Below are 22,781 nucleotides of genomic sequence, written 5' to 3'. Positions count from 1 at the left end.
CAATAAATGTCTGGCCTACAAGTTACCCATGATGGACACATTCGACCCAAACGCGACTACCATTGATTGGCATGAAAGCGCATTCGACATTTTGCGTGGTGCTGCCATGTATACGTCGAGCCCGCTGATCAAGGGGTTGTCGCGGGTCGTTGCCCGCCATCCCGAAGCAGACCTCGGCAATGCCTTCAACCATAAGCAAGTGGCCTGCAAGATTTGGGCGCGGCAATCGCTGTTTGAAACCGTCGGCGGAAAATTCGGTCGCATTGCCATACTTGGCGGCTGGTATGGCGTTCTGGCCGCGATGTTTCTAGAAGATCAGCGCTTCGAGATCGGGGCGATCGACAGTTTTGATATCGATCCCCATGTTGGCGCTGTCGCTGAAACCTTGAACAGCGCATGGGCGGATCGGTTTCGGGCATTGACCGCCGATATGTATGATCTTGCCTATATGGAACTTGGTGCCGATCTGGTGATCAACACCAGTTGCGAACATATTGCTGACTTGCCTGCGTGGTTGTCGCTGCTGCCAAAGGGAACTCGCGTTCTCCTGCAATCGAACGATTATTTTAGCGAACCGACCCATGTGAACTGTGTCGCGTCGCTGGATGAATTCATTGCCCAGGCGTCACTGGAAACGACCGCGTTCGCCGGCGCGCTGCCCATGAAGAAATATACCAGATTCATGCTGATCGGCACCGTCTAACGCACATCCCGAAAAGTGTGAAACGGTTTTCGGACAAGATATGCGTACAAACAAGTAACTAGCGCTTGGCGAGAAGACCATGCAGGATCTCTGCGGTGCGATGCGCGCCGTCGAGATCAAGATTGTGAGCTGGCAAACGAGGTGCGGCAAGTGTCTTGTCTATGGCATCGGTCATGCTATCCGCTGATAACTCATCTTCTGTGAGAACCGACGCAAGACCGAGCTTTTCCAAATGTCGTGCGCGTGCCATCTGCTCGGTTTCTCCACCCGCTGTGAACGGGATGAGCAAGGAACTGCAGCCCGCACGGAGGATATCGCACACTGTATTGTACCCGGCCTGAGAGACTGACAGGCGAGCCTTGAGCAGAAGGCTTGGAAAGTCTTGCCGGAAGCGGAAGATGCGGACATTGTCCGGGGCTTCCGCCGCGATATCGTCAAAATCCGATTGCTGCAGATTAGGGCCGGTCACGATGCACCAGGAAAGGTCAGGTGACAGGCGCTTTGCGGCCTCCAGAGCTGCGCGGATCAGTAGGGCACCGACAGCACCACCACCAGCCGAAACGACGATATCAAAAGTCTCCGTAGGGGGTGAGGGCGGTGGTGCCGCGACAAGGCCGGTATAGATAACCTTGTCGGCAATATCTGCGTGCAGCGGAAAACTATCCTCCAGCCGCGCAAACTGCGGATCACCGTGAACGAACACATGATCGAAATAGCGCTGCACCAGAGCCACGCTTTCCTCGTCGCGACCGGGCTTGGCCCGTTCCTGCAGAATATCGCGCAATGAGGTCAGCACCAATGGCCTCGGCGTCATAGCGTTGATTTCATCAAGCAGCGGGATCAGCTCGAAGCGAACCTGTCGGCGTCCAAAAGGAAATGCTTCGATGATAACGATTTCAGGCTGGACATCCCGAAATGTGGCAAGCAGCTTATCACGACGGTCAGCCTTGAATTCATCGGTCAGCGGATTGCCGAAGGCATCGGCAAGCCCTGAAAAACCTGCATCACCCGAAGCTATAGCCGGTAGTGCCACATGGTTCACCTCAGGCCCCGGAAATCCCGGAACAGGCATGCCGCCGGTGACCATGGTGACGTCGAAACCGTCTTGCGTCAGTGCGCGGGCAATGCGACTGGCGCGCGCAAGATGACCGATGCCGAGCAGATGCTGGACATAGAACAACACGCGCGGTCCTGTCGTCGATTGCCTCATTTGCTTGGCTGCCATTCGGTTTCAAACAAGGCCTTCAGTTGATGGATGCTGGTGTGGAAGTTGAATTCCGTCCGCACGCGCTTTTCGGCGGCGCGCCCCAGACGATGGCGGAAACTCGCATCGCGGATCGCAGTTTCCATGGCTTTGGCCAAAGCCTCGGGGTCTTCAGGCGCAACGATCAGGCCGTTCTCACCGTCTATCAGTAATTCCGGTACACCGGAAATGTTGGTGGAGACCGAGATCAGTCCCTGGCTCGATGCTTCCACCAGCACGTTCGGCAGGCCATCCCTGTCGCCATCCGCGGTAACCCGGCAAGCGAGTACGAAGATATCGGCGGCTTGATAGCCAGCAAGGACTTCCTTCTGGTCAAGTGCGCCCTTCCAAAGGATTTTTTCAGCGATCCCCAGTTCGCCTGCAAGTGCTTTCAAGCTGGAGATCTTGTCTCCATCACCGATGTGCTCGAACCGCCAGTGGAGATCATCGGGCAGCAGGCTGAGTGCTTTCAGCACAATGTCATAGCCCTTTTTCTCGACGGCGCGACCGACGCTCAGGATTCTAACGGGATCGTCCGCTTCACTGCCGTTGCGCAGCGAGCGGTTTCCCTCGAACGGTCCGAATCGGGCGAGATCGAGGCCATGGTAACTCAGATGCACATTGGACTTGGGGCCTCCAAGCTGGCGCAGATGGTTGAAGCCAGAATGCGTGCACGTTACCGTCCAGCGTGTGCTGGTAAGTTTGCCCTGCAATTCCCAATCCGGCGAAGTCCAGATGTCCTTGGCATGAGCGGAGCATGTCCATCCAATGCCGGTAATCTGGCTGGCATAGGCGGCAACGGATGCGGGTGTATGGATAAAATGTGCGTGAATCCATTCCGCTCCTTCGGGCCACTCCGCCGCAAGAACGGCGGCTTGTCCGAAGCGCCGGATACGATTGCGTGTCGGATCCTTCCGAAAATCCTTGAGGACAGCCTTCAACCCGCGCCAGAAACCGGGGCGCGGCATACAGGCGATCAGTGCCGACAGAACACGGCGGGGTTCATCGCGTAGATATTCAGGCAGATAATGGACTGGCGCACGAATTTCGTCATGCACAGGGTGGGTCTTTTTATCGGTTGGTCGCCGCAGAGCCACGAGAACCAGATCGAAACCCGACTGTTCCAACCCAAGCAATTCCTGGGCGATGAATGTTTCAGACAGGCGCGGATATCCCTTTAACACCACGACTGTTTTTCGGCGATATGACACGCGATTATCCCTTGACGAGTGACAGGTGGTTCGGCTGACGTCGATCCATCAGGTCCCCGACAATTTGTGAGATATGCGGCAAGCCTTCGAGCCTGAAACCCTTGAGTGCACTTTTGGAAGGCGCCGGTCTGCTGGGCAGGGCTTTGAGCGCATTGGCCATGCGAATGGGGTCTTCGGATTCGCTCGGAAGCAACATGTCGACCAGTCCAAGCTCTGCGGCGCGTCGGGCGCGGATCAACTGTTCTTCACGCGGAAGGACGCGTGGAACAATCAACGCTGGCTTGTCGAAGGACAGGATCTCGCAATAGGTATTGTAGCCACCCATCGCAACGACCGCCTTGGCGCCAGCCACCAGTTCTTCCATCCTGTTGTCGAACTCGATGACCTCAATATGGGGGATCGCCTTGCTCTTGCTTATCATCTTGCGGCGCTTTTTCGCAGGCATGTAAGGTCCGAGCACGACGAGTGACTTGTGCTGGAGCGTGTGATCGTGCTGGTAGGCCCGTATGACATCGTTGACGAGATCGGCGCCGTCACCACCTCCGCCCGTGGTGACGAGAATGTAGTCGCCCTTGGGACGATGGTCCGGGAGTTCATGGGCAGAGACGCTGCGCTGCAGGAAGCCGACGAAACTCATTTTATCGCGGACACTCTTGGGAACGTCGAGACCAACCAGCGGATCGTAGAAATCCGGCGGCCCATAAACCCATACTGCGTCGTAGAGCTTGTCGATCTTGTCCATCACATTCTTGCGTTTCCACTCGGCGTCGAGCAGATGCGGCGCGTCCATGACTTCGCGCAGGCCGAGGATTAACATCGCTCCCCGGGTCTTGAGATAGGTGAGTGTTTCCTCGACTTCGCCCTTCATGCCCATCGGTTCTTTGTCGACGATAAAAATGTCGGGCTGGAACGTTTCGGCCGTGTGGCGGATGATCGACTGGCGCATCTTCAACGTGTCATGAAGATCGGTGTGACGCTCCATTGACTCGTATTCACCATTGCGCAGCTTGATCACGCTTGGAATTTTGACGAAATCGACACGCGCGCGATAATCAAACGCACCGGCGATCGTGGCGCCGGATATGATCATGATATTGAGACCGCGATAGTCCTCGACCAACGAGTGGGCGATCGTTCGGCAGCGCCGCAAATGGCCGAGCCCAAACGTGTCGTGGCTATACATCAGGATGCGGACATGCTCCAGCCGGCGCGTCATGCTGCGAGCCTCGCGGCAACTAGGTGAGCCAACCCGTGATATGGGAAATTTTTCAGCATATGAACATCCATCTCAACTATACGGATCAGCGACGTCACGGAGACCGTCACCCAGAAAATTGAAGGCCAGAACCACCAGAATAACCGGAATGATCGGAAACAGCAGCCAGGGGTAAAAGACGATCACGCTTACACTGCGGGCTTCCGTCAGAAGGATGCCCCAGCTTGTGATAGGTGGCCGCAGTCCCAGTCCGAGAAAGCTCAGCGCAGTTTCACCGAGGATCATGCCCGGAATAGACATGGTTGCTGTCGCAATCAAGTGCGACATGAAGCCGGGAATGAGATGCCGCCCGATGATGCGGCGACTATTTGCACCCATCAACTGGGCTGCGAGCACATAATCTTCTTCACGAAGTGAAAGCAGTTTGGAACGCACGGCGCGCGCCAACCCCGTCCAGTCAAGCAGTCCGAGGATGGCAGTGATACCGAGGTAAATCAGCATTGGGCTCCATGTAATAGGCATGATGGCGGCGAGGGCCATCCACAAGGGTATGCTGGGAATAGACTGAAGTACTTCGATGATTCGTTGGACAATGAGGTCGAAAACTCCGCCATGGTAACCGGCAAGGCCGCCGATAACAATTCCCAGCGTAAAGCTGATGACGATGCCGATCACGCCGATTGTAAGCGAAATGCGAGCGCCGTAGAGAATGCGCGACAGCACGTCGCGCCCGAGCCGGTCAGTGCCGAGAAGAAACATCTGCCCACCTTTCGCGGGGCAGACAAGGTGGACATCCGTTGCGACCACGCCCCAGAATTTATAGCGATCACCCGAGCAGAAAAACCGCAGCGGCTCGATCTGGTCTTTCTGGTCCACGTAGACGCGTCGAAGCGTGTCCATATCGAGCGTCATCTTGCGCCCATAGACGAAAGGTCCGATGAAATCACCGTTGTGAAAAAGGCGAATGGCCTGCGGGGGGCTATAGATGAAGTCGACGTTGCGTGTATGGAGATTATAAGGTGCCAGAAACTCGACAAAAGCGATCATCACATAAAGCGCGCCGAGGAAAATTGCGGAGGCGAGCGCCAGTTTGTGCTTTTTGAATTTCCACCACATCAATTGCAGCTGTGATGCCCGATAGAGCCGGTTTTGCTCCTCGGTCATGACATCCACCGAATGCGGATCAAAAGGCTTTGTCGAGACAAAGTGAGGCAGCGGCGCGCCGGGTTCTGGAAGCGGTGATGTCATTTTGTGCTTCCGCCTTGCAGCCTGATGCGCGGATCGAGAAAGGCGAGCGCGATATCGGAGATCAGCACGCCAATCACCGTCAATGTCGCAAGGAACATCAGGAAAGAACCCGCAAGATACATGTCCTGACTTTGCAAGGCCTTGATGAGCATCGGCCCCGTCGTCTCCAGCGAAAGAACAATTGCCGTGATTTCTGCGCCGGAAATGATCGCAGGCAGGATCGAGCCGATATCCGAGATGAAAAAGTTGAGCGCCATGCGCAGGGGATATTTCACCAATGCGCGGAAAGGGTGCAAACCCTTGGCGCGCGCCGTCACCACATATTGCTTCTGCAGTTCGTCAAGAAGATTGGCGCGCAGACGCCTGATCATGCCTGCGGTGCCAGCAGTGCCGACGATCAATACCGGAATCCACAGATGAGAGAGGATTGAGGATGCCTTGGCCCAACTCATGGGTTCGGCCAGATATTTCTGGTCCATGAGATGCCCAATGGAGGTGCCGAACCAGATATTGGCGAAATACATCAAGATCAGCGCGAACATGAAGTTAGGAATCGCAATGCCAAGCAGGCCGATGAGTGTCAGCCCGTAATCCGCCCAGCTATATTGATGCGTCGCCGAATAGATGCCGATGGGGAAAGCGATCAGCCAGGTGAAGATGATCGTGAAGAACGACACCATCACCGTCAGCCACAGCCTGTCGCCGACCACCTCGCTTACGGGAAGCTGGTACTCGAACGAATAGCCAAAATCGCCTTGCAGCATGCCTGCAACCCAGTGGAAATAGCGCAGCACGGGCGGCTTATCAAAGCCATACTGGACGCGCAGTTCCTCGATTTCCTGCATGTCGACGGCTTCACCCTGGGCGCGAAGTTCCGACACATAGCTTTCGAAGTAGTCGCCGGGCGGCAATTCTATGATGGTGAAAACCAGAGCTGAAATGATCACTAGTGTGGGGATCATCGCTGCGATGCGCCAAAGGATGTATCGCAGCATGGTCAGGCATCCTTACCATACCAGAACGCATCCGGCATAAAAACTCCGAGAAAGCTGGTCGGGTCGAAGCCGTAAAGTCCCTCGTCAGGCACATTCCGGAGACTGTCTGCGCGCAAGATCGGTTGTGGCGTGCTGTTGACGATGCCGATAGAAAATACCTGCTGTGAATAGATATCCAGCATCTGCGTCCAGATGCCGGTGCGTTCTGTCATGTCACTGGTATCCCGCCATTGGGCAAGAAGCGCGATAAGCTGCTTCACCTCGGGAATTTCCGGAGGCTGGCCCTTCATCCCATTCGACATGTAATACATGCCCCAGACCGGCCATTGCAGCTGGTCGTCCGAGGTTGGGGCAAGTTCGCCCGGGTTCATGTCGGCTGTCGGGATACCGTTATCGAGCCCAGACCACATTGCCATCATGATTTCACCCCCCATCGCCCGGCTGCGGAACACGTCACGCTGAGATGTCCGGATGAACAGCGCGATGCCCACATCCAGCCAGTGATCTGTGATCAGCTCAAGGATATCTGTCTCCAGCGTGCTTTCGCCAGCAGTCTCGACCACGATTTTTGCTGGGCGCCCGTCGGGCAGCAGGCGTATCCCGTTCTCGTCACGCATTTGCAGGCCTGCGGCGTCCAGCAGGGCGTTCGCTTGGGCCGGGTCGTGCCCGCTCCACGCAGTCTTGTATCCAGGTTTGAACAGCGGGCTTTCGGGCAGGATGGCGTTTGCGCTGTCAACGGCAAGCCCGTAGAACACTGCCTTGTTGATTTCGGTCCGGTCGATTGCGAGCGACAGCGCGCGGCGCACTCGAACATCCCAGAACAGCGCCCGCCAGGTGGCATCACCGCAGTTGAGGTTGGGCAGCAGGCTCACCCGCGAGCCCTCTGTACGCTTCCATAAATTGACCTTGACCGGAAAGCGCTTCTCGGAATCCTTCAAAAAGGCGTAGTCGGAAAAATCAAGACCGTACGCCTGCAGGTCGCTTTCGCCAGCGCCTGTCTTGGCGGCAATGATCGCCGGAGAACTGATGTTCAGAATCACTTTATCGACATAGGGCAATTGCAGGCCGTTTTCATCGACACGATGGAAATAGGGATTACGCTCGAAAACGAACTGTTCTGCTGGAGACGCGGTCGTGTTGCGCCACGGATCAAGCGTCGGCAGCTCCGGGTTCTCGGGACGATAGCTGCGCGCCATATTGAAGTGAAGATCAACCCATTTCTTGACGCGGTATTGCTTCATCAATGCCGACAGTCGAAAATTGTCCTGATACTTCTTGTGAAACTGCTTCATGTACTTTGACGGCAGGACGATCATCAGCGCCTGTGGCGCAGCCAGTTGCGGCAGAAAGTCCGGATTGGGCGCATCCCAGCTATATCGGACAGTCAATTCGTCGATGACTTCGAAACGTGGTGGCCTTTCATTCACAAGCAGGACCCGCGGCGGGCCGCCGCGCTTCAGCTCCGTGTTGAGCATCACGTCTTCCCAGCAATAGCGGAAATCCTCCGATGTCAGATAGGACCCATCCGACCAGCGATGCCCGGGGCGGATTTTGAACGTGAAGGCCCTGTCCTCGATCACTTCGAAGCTTTCGAGAATATCCGCATGCATGTTGAGCTTTTCATCGTAGCCGACCAGACGGGAATAACCGTAAAGCGTCATCAACCGGATATCTTTCTGGTTGCCGATCAATGTCCGGATGACGCCACCATTGACGCCGGGCTTTCGGCCAAGGGCTGCCATGTTGATGACCCTTGGCGTTTTGGGCAGGCGGTCGGCCGTGTCGAGCCGATCCAAAGCACCCGGCTGCGGAAAGGAATAGTTCCAGTCAAACGATCTCGCCTGCGAAACACCAGGCAGAACACAGGATGCAAGCATGCCCAGAGCAGTGCGGCGGTTGATCAAGGTCTCAACTCCCGCACATCTGCTGACCTGCGCGCGAGCACAAGGTGCCCATTGCCCAGATCGGTCGGTGTCAACATGTCTTCCGGTCCGTCGTTGCGGAACTGGATGCCCCAGTTGCGCTTGTCGGACGCGCCGCTGGCCCTCAGCTTGCCGAAATCGAGTGGACGGTCGAGATCTGGAAATGGAACCGCCGCAAGCAACGACTTCGTATAGGGATGGACAGGTGACCGCATCAAAGTGCTGCGCGGAGCGATTTCAACGATCCGCCCGGCACACATCACGGCGATCCGGTCTGCCATATAATCCACCACCGCCAGATTGTGCGAAATGAAGATGTAAGTGAGCCCGAGTTCCTTCTGCAAATCCTTGAGAAGGTTGAGAATCTGCGCCTGCACAGACACATCAAGCGCCGATACCGGCTCATCACAGAGGATGAGTTCCGGGCCGAGCGCCAGGGACCGCGCGATGCCGACGCGCTGGCGTTGGCCGCCGGAGAGACCATGTGGATAGCGTTTAAGATAGCGCCGGTTGAGGCCGACGACGTCCATCAGGTCGGATACCTTGTCCATCCGGGATTTGGCGTTTCCGCGTCCGTGGATTTCCAGCGGTTCGCTGAGAATATTCTGGATCGTCATACGCGGCGACAGCGACGATACCGGATCCTGAAACACCATCTGGATCTTGGTACGCAGCGATTGCAGCTCGTTGCCGCTGGCGTCAAGGACATCAATCGGGCCTGTGTTACCGTTGAATGTCACCGAGCCGGAATCTGGTGTAATGGCGCGCATCAGAATCTTGCTCAGCGTGGTCTTGCCACAACCGCTTTCGCCGACCAGACCGAAGCATTCGCCGCGCAAGACATCGAAACTGACATCATTGACCGCGCGTGTCGGCGGCCCGTCATCTTTTGAAAAGAGGGTTTTGCGAGCGGCGAAGGTTTTGGAGACGTCGCGCACGGAGAGCAGCACATTGCTGCGGTCCTCATTGACGACCTTGCTCTTCCCCATCAACTTGGTGACATCAACAGGCACGTCGCGCAGGGATTTCAGTCTTTCGCCCGGCTTCATGTCGAAATGCGGTACGGCGGCCATCAGCCCCTTGAGATAGGGGTGGGCTGGTTTGCGGAAAATCGTTTCGACGGGCCCGGATTCCATGATCTCACCGTGATAGATCACGACGACCTCGTCGGCGACATTGGCAACGACGCCCAGATCGTGGGTGATGAGCAACATTGCCATATTGAGCTTGGCACGTAACTCGCCCAGCAATTCAAGAATCTGTGCCTGAATGGTGACATCAAGCGCGGTGGTCGGTTCGTCGGCGATCAGCAGTGATGGCTTGCAAATGAGCGCCATGGCAATCATGGCACGCTGCCGCATGCCGCCGGACAGCTCAAACGGATATTTGTCATAGGCACGAGCCGGGTTCTGAAAGCCGACAAGGCCAAGCATTTGCTCAGTCTGTTCGCGCCGCTCGGCCTTTGTATCTTTCGTATGGATCGACAGCACTTCGGAAATCTGGTTGCCGATCGTGTGGAGCGGCGACAGCGAGGTCAGCGGCTCCTGGAAAATCTTGCCGATACGGCTGCCGCGCAAGGCTCGTATTTCTGGACCATCAACCGGCAGGCTGAGAATGTCGACCGGCGGCTGGCCGGGCATAGCAGGGTCTTGGAAAAGTATCTTTCCGCTCGCAGACGCGGTACGCGGCAGAATTCCCATAACCGACTGGCTTATAACAGATTTTCCGGAACCGGATTCACCGACCAGGGCCGTGACTTTGCCTGGCAGGACACGGAGATCCGCTTTTTTCACAGCCATGATTTCCCCACCCATCAGGCTGAAGGAAATGCTCAGATTTTCAATCCTCAAGAGATCCGTACCAGAGATCATGCTTGCAGGCCTTCACGTTTTCGTGTTTCCGGTGCGGGTACCCCGACACGAACGCTAGCGCACGAATGCCAATGTGTCCATGACTAGATTCCGCTGGTCCAGTAGTCGCGATGCGACATTGGAAAGATAAACGCCGGAAATGCTTCCCGCCGGGAAGGGGTTACTTGACGAGGCTACAAGCGTTGCTGTTACGAAGGACGTCCTTGCAGTTGGCCGATCTGCGGAAATCATCATAGAACAGCGACCATTCGCCGGTTCCGGCCGCACGATATGGCCCGAATTTGAAATACTGGTTCTTGCCCAGTCCAGCGTCGTTATGGCCGATATAACCCGTGACTGTCGCGACCCAGAGGTCATTGGCGAAAATCTCGATATGGCCGGTTCCATCCGGTCCGGGTTTCGTCATGATCGCAAAGTCGATCCATCCGGAAGTTGGAGAGGGAAGGCTGTTGCCGCGCGGTGTGACAGTGATTTTGTCGGTGCACGCCGTGAAGAGGTTGCCGTCTTCGGAAACCCAGTTGTTATCGGTCGCGACGAGCGCCCGCATCTGGTTGGTTTCCGGGCGCAACCAGACCGGTGTCGAGCCATTTTCGCATGTTGCGGCTGTGCCCTTCGTTCCCGCGGACACGGGCGCGTGATAATTCGTTTCCACCGTCATGAAAAGCTTGCCCTTATTGAGCCGAACCGCCAGAAACGGGCTGAAGTCGCCTTTCGCTTCAGGGCCAATTTCACGCTTCCATTGGGCGATGACGTAGCGATGATCATCCTGGGGTATGGGGTCAGCAAACTTGACTGCAAAGCCGTACCAGACCGCTTTGTCATAGGGGACACGGAGCTCGGTTTTTTCCCAGATTTCCGCCCGTTCGCTGCAATTTTCTGTTGTCGCTTCGCAACCGGACCGCACGCTCAGTTTCAGCGCGCCGGTTCCTGTGCGCGTGACCGCGCTCTGGAACTCGACTGATCCGGCTTTTTGTTCGCGATTGTCGCGATAATAAAGGCCGCCTGTGGGTGAGAAATCGTTACCGTCGAAAGTGTCGAAAAGGGTTTGGCTCAATGGATCGGCACTCGCTGGAACTCTGACAAAGGAAGTGAATATAAGGAACGCTAAGGCACAAGTCTTCATCATTGCATGAGGTTCCCCTCAAGTTTCCGGGGCTTTTTCTGTTCGCGGGAATTGCGGTAAAGCAGCATCACCTGCTCGGCCTCCGAACCTGCATCCGACTTGTTTTTGCCGGTTGCCTCCACGCTACCCAACTTCATGTCTTCTGCGGCTGGCGCCAGTATAGTCACCTTTTCCTGCACACCGCGCAGTTTCTTCTCGCCAAGCATCACCCAGTTGCCACCAGAATAGGTGGTGAACGCCTCGCTGGCGATGATTGGATGGTCGGGGTAAAGCCTGGTCAGCCCCTGCAGCCGGGCCACTTCATTGACCGCGCTGCCAAAGGTGGAAAATGTCAGCCGGTCCTTGAGACCCACATTGCCGAACATGACGTTGCCGACATGCAGCCCCATCCCGTAGCGAATTTCGTCGAGGCCGTTCCTCTTTCGCTCATTGTTCATGTCTGTCATGGCCGCAGCGGCCTTCCGCACTGCGTCCATCGCCGCGCGGGCTGCAATCTCGGACGGTTCCCGATGACGTCCGCAAGGGTAGGCGGCAAGGAAGCCATCTCCGATAAAACTCAGAATTTCGCCGCCATTCTTGTTGAACGGTGCCGCGATTGCGTCGAAAAACTCGTTGAGGGTATCGATATAAACCTGCCTGCCAGCCTGGTCGGCGAGATTGGTCGATTGACGCATGTCGCCCATCACGAGTACCGCGCGAATGGTCTCCCCATCTCCTCGCCGTATCTGGCCAGACAACACGCGCTTGCCGGCATTGCTGCCGAGATAAGTGGTGACCACGTTGTCCGCCAGCTTGCCCAGCACTGCCATCTTCGCCGCGATAGCAAGGCTGTCCTGAATTTTCAGGAGTGTCTCGACCACGTCATCACCGAAGCCGCCCGGCACATCTGTCGTCCAGGAACCAACCATACCCTGACTGTCGCCCTCGCCGAAGGAGTGTACAAAGGCGAGATAGTCGGTGGCACCGATTTCCTTCAATTCATCGAAAACCGCGAATTCCGATGGTATAGAAGGGTTGATCTCACGATGCAGATGCGGGAGGTTATTGCTGAGAAGATAGAAATAGGGGCTGTTCAGAAAGCGCTCCGTATCCTTCTCGCTGGCCGAAGCGCGAAAACCTTCGATTTCCATGCCCTTGCCACGGACCCAAGTGAAGCCGAGCGCGTCATAGAGCGGGTGCAACATCGAAAAACTCAAGTGAACGCGCATCAACGGCACACCGGCCGCTGCGAGCTGGTCGCAAAATCCTTCGGCCAGAGTTTCGAGGCTTGCGCCGTTCAGCGCGGACTGTTGTAGCCAGTATAAAACTGGACTGAGCAATGTTTCAGAAACCGTAACCCGGGGGACATCCATCGCTTTTTAGTCTTTCCAGCCATCAACCGTTTCATGGCGTGTCGTCAGCAAATCACGCCGACTAATATAGCGTGTAATAGCCGCAAAGCCAGTTTCACCAAAGTAAAATAGGAAGGATTTTCGCTGAACGTGCCGTTGCCGTCAGGCAGCGCGCTTGACATGCAGCCTGCAAATCCGCCACTGAAGAACATTAGAGCGCGTTTTGATCTGATTGAATCAGATAGGCGCTCTAAAGCTTTGTTTTAACGCGCATCTTGTCAGAAAACCGTTCCAGACTTTTCGGGATGCGCTTTAATTGCCGGAGAGCCATGATCTTGACCGATTCTGCCCCGCTTCACGGAAACCTGTTTACGGCTATCGCTAACCGTTCGGCGCGCGTGGGCGTCATCGGCCTCGGCTATGTTGGCCTGCCTCTGGCGATGACCGTTGCCAATAGCGGGTTTCGTGTCATTGGCTTCGATATAGACCCCGGCAAGATCGTCATGATTGACGATAGCAAATCCTATATAGAATCCGTATCCGATGCGCTGCTAGGGCGTCATGTCGGCGAGGGCCGTTTCCGCGCAACGACGGATTTCGCGAGCCTTGGCGATTGCGATATTATCATCATCTGTGTTCCGACGCCGCTGACCAAACAGCGGGATCCAGACCTGTCCTTCGTCGTCAAGACCTGCGATGCGATTGCCCGGACGTTGAAGTCGGGTCAGCTGATCGTGCTGGAATCCACCACCTATCCCGGCACCACGAATGATGTGGTGCGGCCGATCCTGGAAAAGACCGGGCTGCGTTCGGGCCTGGATTTCTTCCTAGGCTTCTCACCGGAACGCGAAGACCCCGGCAACCGCGATTTCGAAACTTCGAGCATTCCGAAGATTGTGGCAGGCGATGGCCCGGAGGCATCCCGGCTCATGACGGCCTTCTACGGCGCAGCGGTCAAAACTGTTGTCCCAGTCTCGTCTAACGCAACCGCCGAGGCGGTCAAGCTGACGGAAAACATTTTCAGAGCGGTCAATATCGCTCTCGTCAACGAATTGAAGGTCGTCTATGAGGCCATGGGCATCGATATTTGGGAAGTGATTGAGGCTGCCAAGACCAAACCGTTCGGCTATATGCCGTTCTATCCGGGGCCGGGACTTGGCGGCCACTGCATTCCTATCGATCCGTTTTACCTGACCTGGAAGTCGCGCGAATACGAACTGCCGACGCGCTTTATCGAGCTTGCCGGAGAGATTAATTCTGCCATGCCGCGCCATGTCGTCGACCGGCTGGCCGAGGCGCTCGACCGCCGACACGGCAAGGCTGTCAGCCGCTCGCGTGTCCTGATCATCGGACTTGCCTATAAGAAGAATGTGCCTGACATTCGTGAAAGCCCGTCGCTGAAACTTATCGAGCTGATTGAGGCTCGCGGAGGGTCGACGGCCTATCACGATCCGTTCGTCCCGACGATTCCGTCAACACGCGAATATATCGAACTGCGTGGCCGTAGCTCGGTCGAACTGACCGAAGAAGCCGTCAGAGAGTTCGACGCTGTGCTGATTGCGACTGACCACGATCAGATCGATTATCAGGCGCTGGTCAACTGGGCGCCTTTGATTGTCGACACCCGAAATGCGTTCGGACGCCGTGGCATCAGCGGCGACAATATTGTCAAGGCATAGCGCGCCGCATTTTTGAGGAATGCGGTCGCGGTTATCATGCAGGAATAATAAATTATGAGTCGTCTCGACAGTTTCATCCGCCGTCTTTGTGCCCAGCGTGATATCCTGAACAGCATTGCGGACGATGTGCGCGCGATCCCGGGCAACATCATGGAACTTGGTCTTGGCAATGGCCGCACTTATGATCATATCAGGGAGTTGTTCCTTGATCGCCGCATCATCGCCTTTGATCGCGTGATGCAATCCTACGAAAGTTCGACGCCTGACAGCGACAATCTCGTGGTGGGTGAAATCAAGGACACGGTTCGTGACTATTTCGGCATCGATGCCGCACTTGTGCATGCCGATATCGGCACTGGCCATGAGGATCTGGACGCCATGACGCTGACATGGTTACCCGATGCCGTGGTACACTTGTTGAAACAAGGTGGTATTGCGGCCAGCGGGCTGCCGCTTGATCATCCGGAATTGGCACCAATGCCGGTGCCGCACAGCGTCCCGGCAAAGCGCTATTTTCTATATCGCCGTCGTTAAGGTCACTGGCGTCGGGCAGCCTGCAACGTGTAGCTGCGTGAAATCTTTTTATCCCGCCTTTATGTGACGCGAGATACTTCCATTTTGCTGCAAACGCACTAGAAATATACTGGCAAGAGCGGAGGAGGCTTCGCAAAATGCATAGGTATATATAGAGCGATTGACGGCGTTGGCACCATAGCAGTACGGCCCGGCGGGCCATCGATTTCAAAACGGGACTTCATGGAAAAAAACCTAGCCCGCTATATCTGGTCCACGACGCGCGCCCAGCAAGCCTGGATTCTCTTTGTCGTCGCCGTTTCGATGATCCCCTATTTCCTGTCATTCGATCTGCCCAAGCAGATCATCAATGGCCCCATTCAGGGCATAGGTTTCGAGAAGCCGGGCGCTACGCAGACTTTCATGCGCATCACCTATGATTTCCCGATCGTGGGCGAGGTGGTCTTCTTCGGTGGCTTGCAGCTTACCCGTGTCCAGATGCTGATCGGCCTCAGCATGGTGTTCCTGCTGCTGGTTGTGATCAACGGGCTCTTCAAGCTCTACATCAATACCTATAAGGGCAGGCTCGGGGAGCGGATGCTGCGCCGCATCCGCTTCGATCTGGTGGACCGGGTGCTGCGGTTTCCGCCCCTCCATTTCAAGCGGGTGCGTTCTGCAGAAATCGCCACCATGATCAAGGATGAAGTGGAGCCGCTCGGAGGCTTTACCGGTGATGCCTTTGTACAACCGGCCCTTCTTGGGGGGCAGGCTGTAACGGCGCTGGTCTTCATCCTGATGCAGAATTTCTGGCTCGGCATGATCGCCGCGATCATTGTTGCCGCGCAGGGCATCATCATTCCCCGGATGCGCAAACGATTGCTGGAACTGGGGCGCCAGCGCCAGCTGTCAGCGCGCGAGCTTTCGGGCCGCGTCGGCGAGATCGTCGAAGGCATCAACGCTATCCACAGCAACGACACGTCGAATTTCGAGCGCGCCGATATTGCCCACCGTCTGGGCCACATCTTCACAATCCGTTATGATCTCTACCAGTGGAAATTTCTGGTCAAGTTCATCAATAATTTCCTGGCGCAGGTCACGCCGTTTCTGTTCTACATGATCGGCGGCCTGTTGGCGCTTCAGGGTCGGCTCGACATTGGCCAGCTCGTCGCCGTCATCAACGCCTACAAGGACCTGCCTGGTCCGCTCAAGGAACTCATCGACTGGGACCAGAACCGACAGGATGTGCAGGTCAAATATGCTCAGGTCGTTGAGCAGTTCAGCGTCGATAATCTGATCGATCCGAAGGTACAGTCCGTCCAGTACGATACAGTTTCCCCGCTCGACCAGCCGCTGGTCGTCACCAATGTCACGGTGCCGGATGACAGCGGCGCAACGCTTCTGGAACATGTCAGCATTGAGTTGAAACCGACCGAAACCGTGGCGTTGATCGGGCCTGCGGGCAGTGGCAGCGATGTGTTTGCCGAACTGCTCGGTCGGCTCGTCTGGCCCTCAGCCGGGCGGGTCTCAATCGACGGTCACGATCTTCTCGAATTACCTGAATCCGTCACCGGGCGGCGCATCGCCTATGCATCGGGCGACGGTTATTTCTTCAGTGGTTCCCTACGCGACAATCTGCTCTACGGGCTGAAACACGCCCCGCTGACCAAGGTCGCCTATGAGGGCGATGACGCTGTAAAGCGGCGCTGGCAAATCGCAGAGGCGCGCCGTGCACGAAACCCCGATTTCGATCTCAATAGCGACTGGGTCGATTATGCTGCGATGGGCATTAAGGGGCGCGACGAGCTTTATGCCATTGTGCGCCCTGTTCTTGATGCGGTGATGGTGACCCATGACATTTTCGATATAGCGCTTCTGTCAAAGGTCGATACGGTTGCTCATCCTGAATTCATAGAGCGCGTCGTGGAACTCAGGCAGGCGCTGCGCCAGCGGCTTGACGGCAGCGATATGGCCGAACTCGTCATACCCTTCGAGCCGGATGTCTATAATGCGCAGGCGACGGTGGGTGAAAATCTGTTGTTCGGCGTACTCGACCGCTCCTCTATGACCATCCGGCAACTGGCGGCACACCCCTTTTTCCGCGCGGTGATCGGCGAGGACGACCTGCTTGCGGATCTTTACGCTATGAGCCTCGAAATCGCGCAGAATGCTATCGAGCTTTTCCGCGATCTGCCGCCGGATCATCCTTTCTTCCAGCAACTGACCTTTATGAGGCCGGAAGATATTCCCGATTACGAGACGCTTTTGCAGCGGGTGAAGGGCCTCAGCGTCGATGCGGTATCGGACGATGATCGCGTCAACATTGTGCGTCTCAGCTTTGCTTATATAGAGCCGCGGCATCGTTTCGGCCTTTTGACCGACACTTTGAAGGCCAAGATTGTCAACGCGCGGACCCGCTTCCTGCGAGATACGCCGAAGGATCTGCGCGCGGTGATCGAGCCCTATGAGCCGGACCGCTTCATCAAGCATGCCACGCTTCTCGATAATCTGCTGTTCGGCAAGATCAGCTACGGCCAGATGAACGCGTCGGATAAAATCCGGGCGATCCTCATCGATCTATTTGAGGATCTGGGCCAGCAGCGCACCATCTTGATTATCGGCCTCGATTTTGATGTCGGCTCGGGTGGCAAGCGACTGACCAGTGTGCAGCGCCAGAAAATCAATATGGCTCGGGCTTTGCTCAAACATGCCGATTATGTGGTGTTCAATCGGCCGTTGCCGTCGCTGGATCAGCGCATCCAGATTCAGATCGCGGGAAATATTATGCACTCACTGCATAAAGAGGGTCATAAACCCGCGATAATATGGGCATTGAGTAATTTTTCTCTCGCCAGAGACTTCGACCGCGTTATCGTGTTTGATCACGGGCGAGTGGTTCAGGATGGTGCCTATGAGGTGCTGATGGAGGAGGATGGACCGCTCAAGGAATTGCTGTCGTAAAGCGTGATGAAGGGGAAGATCGATGCTGTTGAAGGATGAGGTTGAAATGCTGCGGCGCATGCCGTTCTTTGCCGGTATAGAGCCAGCGAAGCTGAAGCTTCTCGCCTTCACCTCCGACCGCATGACCTTCAAGCCCGGTGAGACACTGTTCCATCAGGGCGACATGTCTGACGCTGCATATGTGATCCTTTTGGGCGGCGCGGATATTCTGGTCGATTCACCCAGCGGGCCGATCAAGGTTGCCGAAGCGCGGCCCAATTCCATTGTCGGTGAGATTGGCATTCTGTGCGATATGGGACGCACCGCCACGGTGAGGGCGGTGACACCGCTGGAAACCTTGCGCATCAGCAAGGAGCATTTCACGAAAATCCTCAGCGATTACCCGGAAATGGCGGTCACGATCATGCGGGAATTGGCGAAGCGGCTCGGCCAGACCACTGCTGAACTGACACAGGAGCGCAGCCGCAATCAGAATGTGCGTTCTGATTGAACGATAAGTCCAGCGTGGCCCGGCCAGACGCGCTATTTTTGCGACCCTTCTGTCGCAATTTGTAAAACCCACAGCCGAAATCCCACTCCGGCTCCAGTTCCTTGTTCTGGGCGTTGTGGTGAACCTGATTTTCTCAGGAGGTGATGTCGTGCCAGCCGCCATTGCCTCATTCGCTTTTGGTCGGTTGAGCGGCGATAGATCGAGTTGGCTCGTGCCAAAGACGTGTAGCGCCGTTCTTCTGATGAGATTGGGTACAGCGCTTGTCAGTCAACACTTTTAGCGCAAAACACTGCAACTACCGCGAAGGAAGTCACGAGCGTTTATCGAACTCGGATTGGCGTTGCTGGATTGTATCCATGTGCTCCACTGTCCAGTGATAAAGGCTCGCGAAGGGCGCCTGCAGCGAGCGCCCCAAAGGGGTCAGGGCATATTCAACACCCAGTGGTGGACCGGGTAATATCCGCCGCGTGACCATCCCATTGCGTTCAAGCTTGCGCAAAGTCTGGGTCAGGACCCGCTGAGTGATGCCCTCCAGGCGTCGCTTGATCGCGTTGAAACGCCGAGGTTCGTTGTTAAGCACCTGCAACACCAGCATCGACCATTTGTCGGCAATCTGGTCGAGAATTTCCCGGCTCGGACAGTCGGCGCGGTAAATCGGGTCGCTCTCATTTGTCATCGGTATCCTCGTGGATATCTGGGATGCTTTTGGTGCGTAATTGACACTAGATATCCATTAGATACCTTCTCGGCAACTGATTTCCATGAAAGGAACCATTATGGACGGCGATTTTTCTGCGATCCGAATTGTTGTTGCCGATGGCGTCGCGCATGTGACGCTCGATAATCCTCCGGTCAATGTACTCAATGTGCAGCTTATGACCGAGCTGCGGCGCTTTCTCACAGCAATGCGGGTCGAGGACACTGTCAAGGCCATCGTATTTGATAGCGCTAATCCCGATTTTTTCATTGTCCATGTGGACATGACTTTGATTGATGAGCCAAAGGCCTTCGATGCACTTGCGAAAGATGTGCCGGAGGGCCTGAATGTCTTTCAGGCCTTTTCCGAGATGCTGCGCCACCAGCCGCAAGTAACAATCGTCAAGCTCAAGGGGCTGGCGCGGGGCGGCGGGGCGGAGTTTGTCGCGGCAGCGGATATGTGCTTTGCCGAAATTGGCAGGGCGGGACTTGCGCAATGCGAGGCGCTGATGGGCATCATCCCCGGAGGCGCGGCGACGCAGTATCTCGGGCATCGGTTAGGCCGCAATCGTGCGCTTGAAGCAGTTCTGGGGGCGGATCTGTTCGATGCTGAAACAGCCGAACGTTACGGTTGGATCAACCGTGCTCTGTCTGCCGACCAGATCGACACATTCGTGGAAACGCTCGCAAAGAATATCGCCGCTTTGCCCGAAGGGGTTATCGAAGCCGCGAAGAAAGTGCTACCTCCGGCAGATTTGCTGGCTGGTCTGGCAACCGAAAATCAAGCGTGGGCAGATTTGTTCATCCGTCCCGCGGCGGAACAGTTGATCCGCGGCGGTCTGCGCGATGGTGCGCAAACGCGAGAGGGTGAAAAGCGCCTCGAAGCATTGCTGCGTGCAACCAATCTCAACCGGCTAAGATAGCAACCTTGCGGGAGGGCTGACCACCTTCATGAAAACGGCCTTCATTGAAGGGCCATCGACGCTGAAACGCCGTCGCTAAGCTTTATTGCCGCGACGGCATTTCTTTCGAACTACCTAACAGGGTTGTCTCGCCAAAAATTGGAAATGGCTTTGGAGTATTCCGCATGACATTCATCCGGCAGATAGTGGCCGCAGCCTTCAAGCACCACCCCTTCGCCGGTTGTCGCATAGTGCATGTGAATGCCGTTTGCTGGCGGCGTTGGCCCTGTCGGTTGAAAGAGTGACGGCCGACAAGAATTCGACAGTGTCTGCCTTCAGGTGGCTTGGATTGAGCGTTTCCATTGTGTGTCAAATTGAATAACTAGGGAATGCTTGTTCCTAAATAGTCACGATAGAAAGCCGCCTTAAAGCCGGTTGGCCGGTACCAGCTTCATAGCTTGTTGGACTGTGGTCATCATTTCTGAGCAGGTGCGCCCAGTTTTCCGGACGACGCCTAACCCTTGTGTCAAACACCGAAAAGTGCGTGCTGTAGTCGCTGTATCTATCGTTTCAGAGATTGATCCATCGGCTCGCCCTGCCTTGATCAATTCGACAAACAGTCCTTCCATCCAGTCGGCCGCAGCCGTTACACGCACCGATAACTCCGTATCAAAGGTGGAAATATCCGTGGCAGCGCCAACCACCATGCATCCGATTTTTCCTTCTGCGCCGTAGGTGGTTTCAGCAAGGAAAGTTAAAGCTGCCTCAAGCTTCTCCTGACTGGTTGCATTGCTGCGCCAATATCCGCAAGCGAGGCGTCATGGAAACCATGCTCGCGGAAAAAAAGCACGGCGGCGTCCAGCGCTTTTTTGTGGAACTCGCGTGGACTTCCACTGGGGCGAGAATCATGGGTCGATCTTCGCTTGCTCACGGAACATATATTGAGAGCATTCATTTCCTAATTAGCACATTCTTGGATTAGCGAATTCAGCTTGGCGTTTCAGGGGCGAATGGCAGGCTTAGAATGCCTGCCATGTTAGCGTGGTTAAATCCGGACCAGAACTTTGCCGACGGTCGTGCCCGCCTCCAATGCTTCATGTGCAGCAGCGATTTGTTCAAGCGGCACCTGCATGGCGATTTTGGGGTTGTATACCCCGGATGCGAGACAGGCGTTTATTGCTTCTATAGCGATGCGCTTTGCATCGGCGCCGACATTATAGATGTAGACGAAGCGGAAGACGCATCCGCCGACCATCGCTTTGAGTAAGGGAAGCTCGATTTCATCCGTTGCCTGTCCCGTGGCGTAGGAACTGATGACGCCGCCCTGTGCGAGACACGCCATGTCGATTTCCAGATTGGCTTTCAGGTTGACGTCAACAATGCGATCTACGCCGTGATGATCGGTGTGGGCTTGAATGATGGAAGGAACATCCTCGCGCATCAGGTTGATGACGAGATCTGCGCCAGCAGCTTTGGCAATCTCAAGATGACTATCGGAGAGCACTGTGGTTGCCACCCATGCACCTGCCCATTTTGCAAGCAGAATCGCGGCCATCCCGACCACGCCCGCACCTCCGTGAATGAGAACGCGCTTTCCCTTTATGTCTCCATCGGCAAACAGACATCGATGCGCCGTCAGGGCGGGAATTCCCAGGCTTGCGCCAATTTCAAACGGAACATTATCCGGCAGTGGAACGGCATTTGAAGCGGGAACCACCACATATTCTGCGGCAGTTCCGCTGGCCCGCCCGGACTGTGCCTCAAAAACCCAGACGCGTTCCCCAAGCCGATCCGGCGAAACGCCATCTCCGATAGCATCGATAATGCCCGCGCCATCTTGATGTGGGATGATTCTGGGATGGGGCATGGTCGCCGAAAAACCGATACGGGCCTTAATGTCGGTTGGATTGACGCCGGACACATGAATTACAACACTAACCTCGCTTGGGCCGGGACGCGGGGTTTCCACTTCACCGATTGCGAGCACCTCCCGGGCGTTGCCCTGGCGATCATAATAAGCAGCTTTCATTGGAATATCTCTTGTTGCGATTTCAAACATGCTCGTCGACGACGAAGCTATACATGCAAAATCACTGCATGCAGGCTCTTGCGCAAGAAGGCACATTTTTTATATGTAAGGTAACAAAGTATACTAATGGAGTTATCCGCGATGCCAGACAGAGCCTATCGATGTGCCGTAGAGGCGACAGTGCATGTGGCGGGCGGGAAATGGAAGCCAATCATCATCCATTATCTTGGTGATGGGACGAAACGATTTGGTGAATTGCGGCGCTTGATCGGTGGCATCACGCAGCGCTCACTCACATTGCAGCTTCGTGAACTTGAAGAAAGCGGTGTGATCAGCAGGGAAGTATTCGCGGAAGTCCCGCCTCGCGTTGAGTATACCCTCACGCCGTTCGGCGAGACTCTGACGCCAGTGCTATTGGCTATGAAGGAATGGGGCGAGGGCTACATACAGAGCAAGAAAGCGGCATTGTAATTGCTCAAGTCATGGCTTCTCATTGCGGTCCGGGATGTCGCCGACCGTGTCATGTTCATGCGTGATGGCGTTATCGTCGAGTAGCGACCGGCGTGTGATATGATCGATAATCTGCAACAGCCTGCGCCACAGGCATTCCTGTCGCATTTTCATAATTGCGGCTGAGTACAGGTTCTTTAT

19 protein-coding genes are annotated in these 22,781 nt (G+C 55.8%); 7 read left to right on the top strand and 12 right to left on the bottom strand.

The window, feature by feature from the left end; all coding sequences use genetic code 11:
• The first annotated feature begins 28 nt into the window (after positions 1–28).
• Positions 29–703 carry a class I SAM-dependent methyltransferase gene (locus FGI60_RS20170; protein WP_138786708.1) on the top strand — a complete coding sequence of 225 codons (675 nt, stop codon included), beginning with the start codon at positions 29–31 and terminating at the stop codon, positions 701–703.
• Positions 704–761: 58 nt separating this feature from the next.
• On the opposite strand, the gene FGI60_RS20165 is transcribed toward FGI60_RS20170, so the two are convergent.
• The 9 genes from FGI60_RS20165 to FGI60_RS20125 form a co-directional block, all read right to left on the bottom strand.
• The gene (locus FGI60_RS20165; protein ID WP_235889876.1) at positions 762–1,928 is read right to left on the bottom strand and encodes a glycosyltransferase family protein; all 1,167 of its coding nucleotides are present in this window, start codon (positions 1,926–1,928) and stop codon (positions 762–764) included.
• Positions 1,910–3,157, bottom strand: a complete 1,248-nt coding sequence (locus FGI60_RS20160) for a glycosyltransferase (RefSeq protein ID WP_138786707.1) — start codon at positions 3,155–3,157, stop codon at positions 1,910–1,912. Before FGI60_RS20160 ends, FGI60_RS20165 begins: the two co-directional genes overlap by 19 nt.
• A gap of 4 nt (positions 3,158–3,161) precedes the next feature.
• A complete protein-coding gene (locus FGI60_RS20155) occupies positions 3,162–4,373 on the bottom strand; it encodes a glycosyltransferase family protein (protein ID WP_138786706.1) in 1,212 nt (403 codons plus the stop codon).
• A gap of 72 nt (positions 4,374–4,445) precedes the next feature.
• Entirely contained in the window at positions 4,446–5,621 is a 1,176-nt protein-coding gene (locus tag FGI60_RS20150) for an ABC transporter permease (protein ID WP_138786705.1), read from the bottom strand.
• Positions 5,618–6,616, bottom strand: coding sequence for an ABC transporter permease (locus tag FGI60_RS20145; RefSeq protein WP_078340101.1), 999 nt, complete (start codon positions 6,614–6,616; stop codon positions 5,618–5,620). Before FGI60_RS20145 ends, FGI60_RS20150 begins: the two co-directional genes overlap by 4 nt.
• A 2-nt stretch (positions 6,617–6,618) precedes the next feature.
• Positions 6,619–8,520, bottom strand: a complete 1,902-nt coding sequence (locus FGI60_RS20140; RefSeq protein WP_235889875.1) for an ABC transporter substrate-binding protein — start codon at positions 8,518–8,520, stop codon at positions 6,619–6,621.
• Positions 8,517–10,409 (bottom strand): dipeptide ABC transporter ATP-binding protein, encoded by a 1,893-nt coding sequence (locus FGI60_RS20135; RefSeq protein WP_138786704.1) that lies wholly within the window; start codon positions 10,407–10,409, stop codon positions 8,517–8,519. Before FGI60_RS20135 ends, FGI60_RS20140 begins: the two co-directional genes overlap by 4 nt.
• 160 nt (positions 10,410–10,569) lie before the next feature.
• Positions 10,570–11,532: a polysaccharide lyase gene (locus FGI60_RS20130; protein WP_374843718.1), complete on the bottom strand. Its 963-nt coding sequence runs from the start codon at positions 11,530–11,532 to the stop codon at positions 10,570–10,572.
• Positions 11,532–12,884 carry an adenylate/guanylate cyclase domain-containing protein gene (locus FGI60_RS20125; RefSeq protein ID WP_138786702.1) on the bottom strand — a complete coding sequence of 451 codons (1,353 nt, stop codon included), beginning with the start codon at positions 12,882–12,884 and terminating at the stop codon, positions 11,532–11,534. Before FGI60_RS20125 ends, FGI60_RS20130 begins: the two co-directional genes overlap by 1 nt.
• Positions 12,885–13,192: 308 nt before the next feature.
• Between FGI60_RS20125 and FGI60_RS20120 the strand changes: the two genes are divergently transcribed.
• The 4 genes from FGI60_RS20120 (at position 13,193) to FGI60_RS20105 (ending at position 18,503) form a co-directional block, all read left to right on the top strand.
• Complete coding sequence (locus FGI60_RS20120; RefSeq protein ID WP_210238455.1) at positions 13,193–14,542, top strand: nucleotide sugar dehydrogenase; 1,350 nt, start codon at positions 13,193–13,195, stop codon at positions 14,540–14,542.
• Between the two features lie 54 nt (positions 14,543–14,596).
• Positions 14,597–15,076 carry a class I SAM-dependent methyltransferase gene (locus FGI60_RS20115; protein WP_138786700.1) on the top strand — a complete coding sequence of 160 codons (480 nt, stop codon included), beginning with the start codon at positions 14,597–14,599 and terminating at the stop codon, positions 15,074–15,076.
• Between the two features lie 222 nt (positions 15,077–15,298).
• Positions 15,299–18,013, top strand: coding sequence for an ABC transporter ATP-binding protein (locus tag FGI60_RS20110; protein ID WP_138786699.1), 2,715 nt, complete (start codon positions 15,299–15,301; stop codon positions 18,011–18,013).
• Positions 18,014–18,035: 22 nt separating this feature from the next.
• Positions 18,036–18,503: a cyclic nucleotide-binding domain-containing protein gene (locus FGI60_RS20105; protein WP_138786698.1), complete on the top strand. Its 468-nt coding sequence runs from the start codon at positions 18,036–18,038 to the stop codon at positions 18,501–18,503.
• A 310-nt stretch (positions 18,504–18,813) separates the two neighbouring features.
• Here FGI60_RS20105 and FGI60_RS20100 read toward each other — a convergent pair whose 3' ends face one another.
• Positions 18,814–19,179 (bottom strand): winged helix-turn-helix transcriptional regulator, encoded by a 366-nt coding sequence (locus FGI60_RS20100; RefSeq protein ID WP_138786697.1) that lies wholly within the window; start codon positions 19,177–19,179, stop codon positions 18,814–18,816.
• Positions 19,180–19,264: 85 nt separating this feature from the next.
• On the opposite strand from FGI60_RS20100, the gene FGI60_RS20095 reads away from it, so the two are divergent.
• The gene (locus FGI60_RS20095; protein WP_235889874.1) at positions 19,265–20,122 is read left to right on the top strand and encodes an enoyl-CoA hydratase/isomerase family protein; all 858 of its coding nucleotides are present in this window, start codon (positions 19,265–19,267) and stop codon (positions 20,120–20,122) included.
• A 1,024-nt stretch (positions 20,123–21,146) separates the two neighbouring features.
• On the opposite strand, the gene FGI60_RS20090 is transcribed toward FGI60_RS20095, so the two are convergent.
• Positions 21,147–22,130, bottom strand: coding sequence for an NADPH:quinone reductase (locus FGI60_RS20090; protein ID WP_138786696.1), 984 nt, complete (start codon positions 22,128–22,130; stop codon positions 21,147–21,149).
• Positions 22,131–22,271: 141 nt separating this feature from the next.
• Between FGI60_RS20090 and FGI60_RS20085 the strand changes: the two genes are divergently transcribed.
• Positions 22,272–22,601 (top strand): winged helix-turn-helix transcriptional regulator, encoded by a 330-nt coding sequence (locus FGI60_RS20085; RefSeq protein WP_328592671.1) that lies wholly within the window; start codon positions 22,272–22,274, stop codon positions 22,599–22,601.
• Between the two features lie 9 nt (positions 22,602–22,610).
• Here the strand turns inward: FGI60_RS20085 and FGI60_RS26335 are convergent, their stop codons facing one another.
• Positions 22,611–22,754 (bottom strand): hypothetical protein, encoded by a 144-nt coding sequence (locus FGI60_RS26335; protein ID WP_171058816.1) that lies wholly within the window; start codon positions 22,752–22,754, stop codon positions 22,611–22,613.
• Positions 22,755–22,781: the final 27 nt, after the last annotated feature.

The organism is Brucella haematophila (assembly GCF_005938105.1).
Classification (GTDB): Bacteria; Pseudomonadota; Alphaproteobacteria; order Rhizobiales; family Rhizobiaceae; genus Brucella; species Brucella haematophila.
Note: the sequence above shows the minus strand (reverse complement) of the source record. Positions and strands in the feature narration are given on the sequence as shown.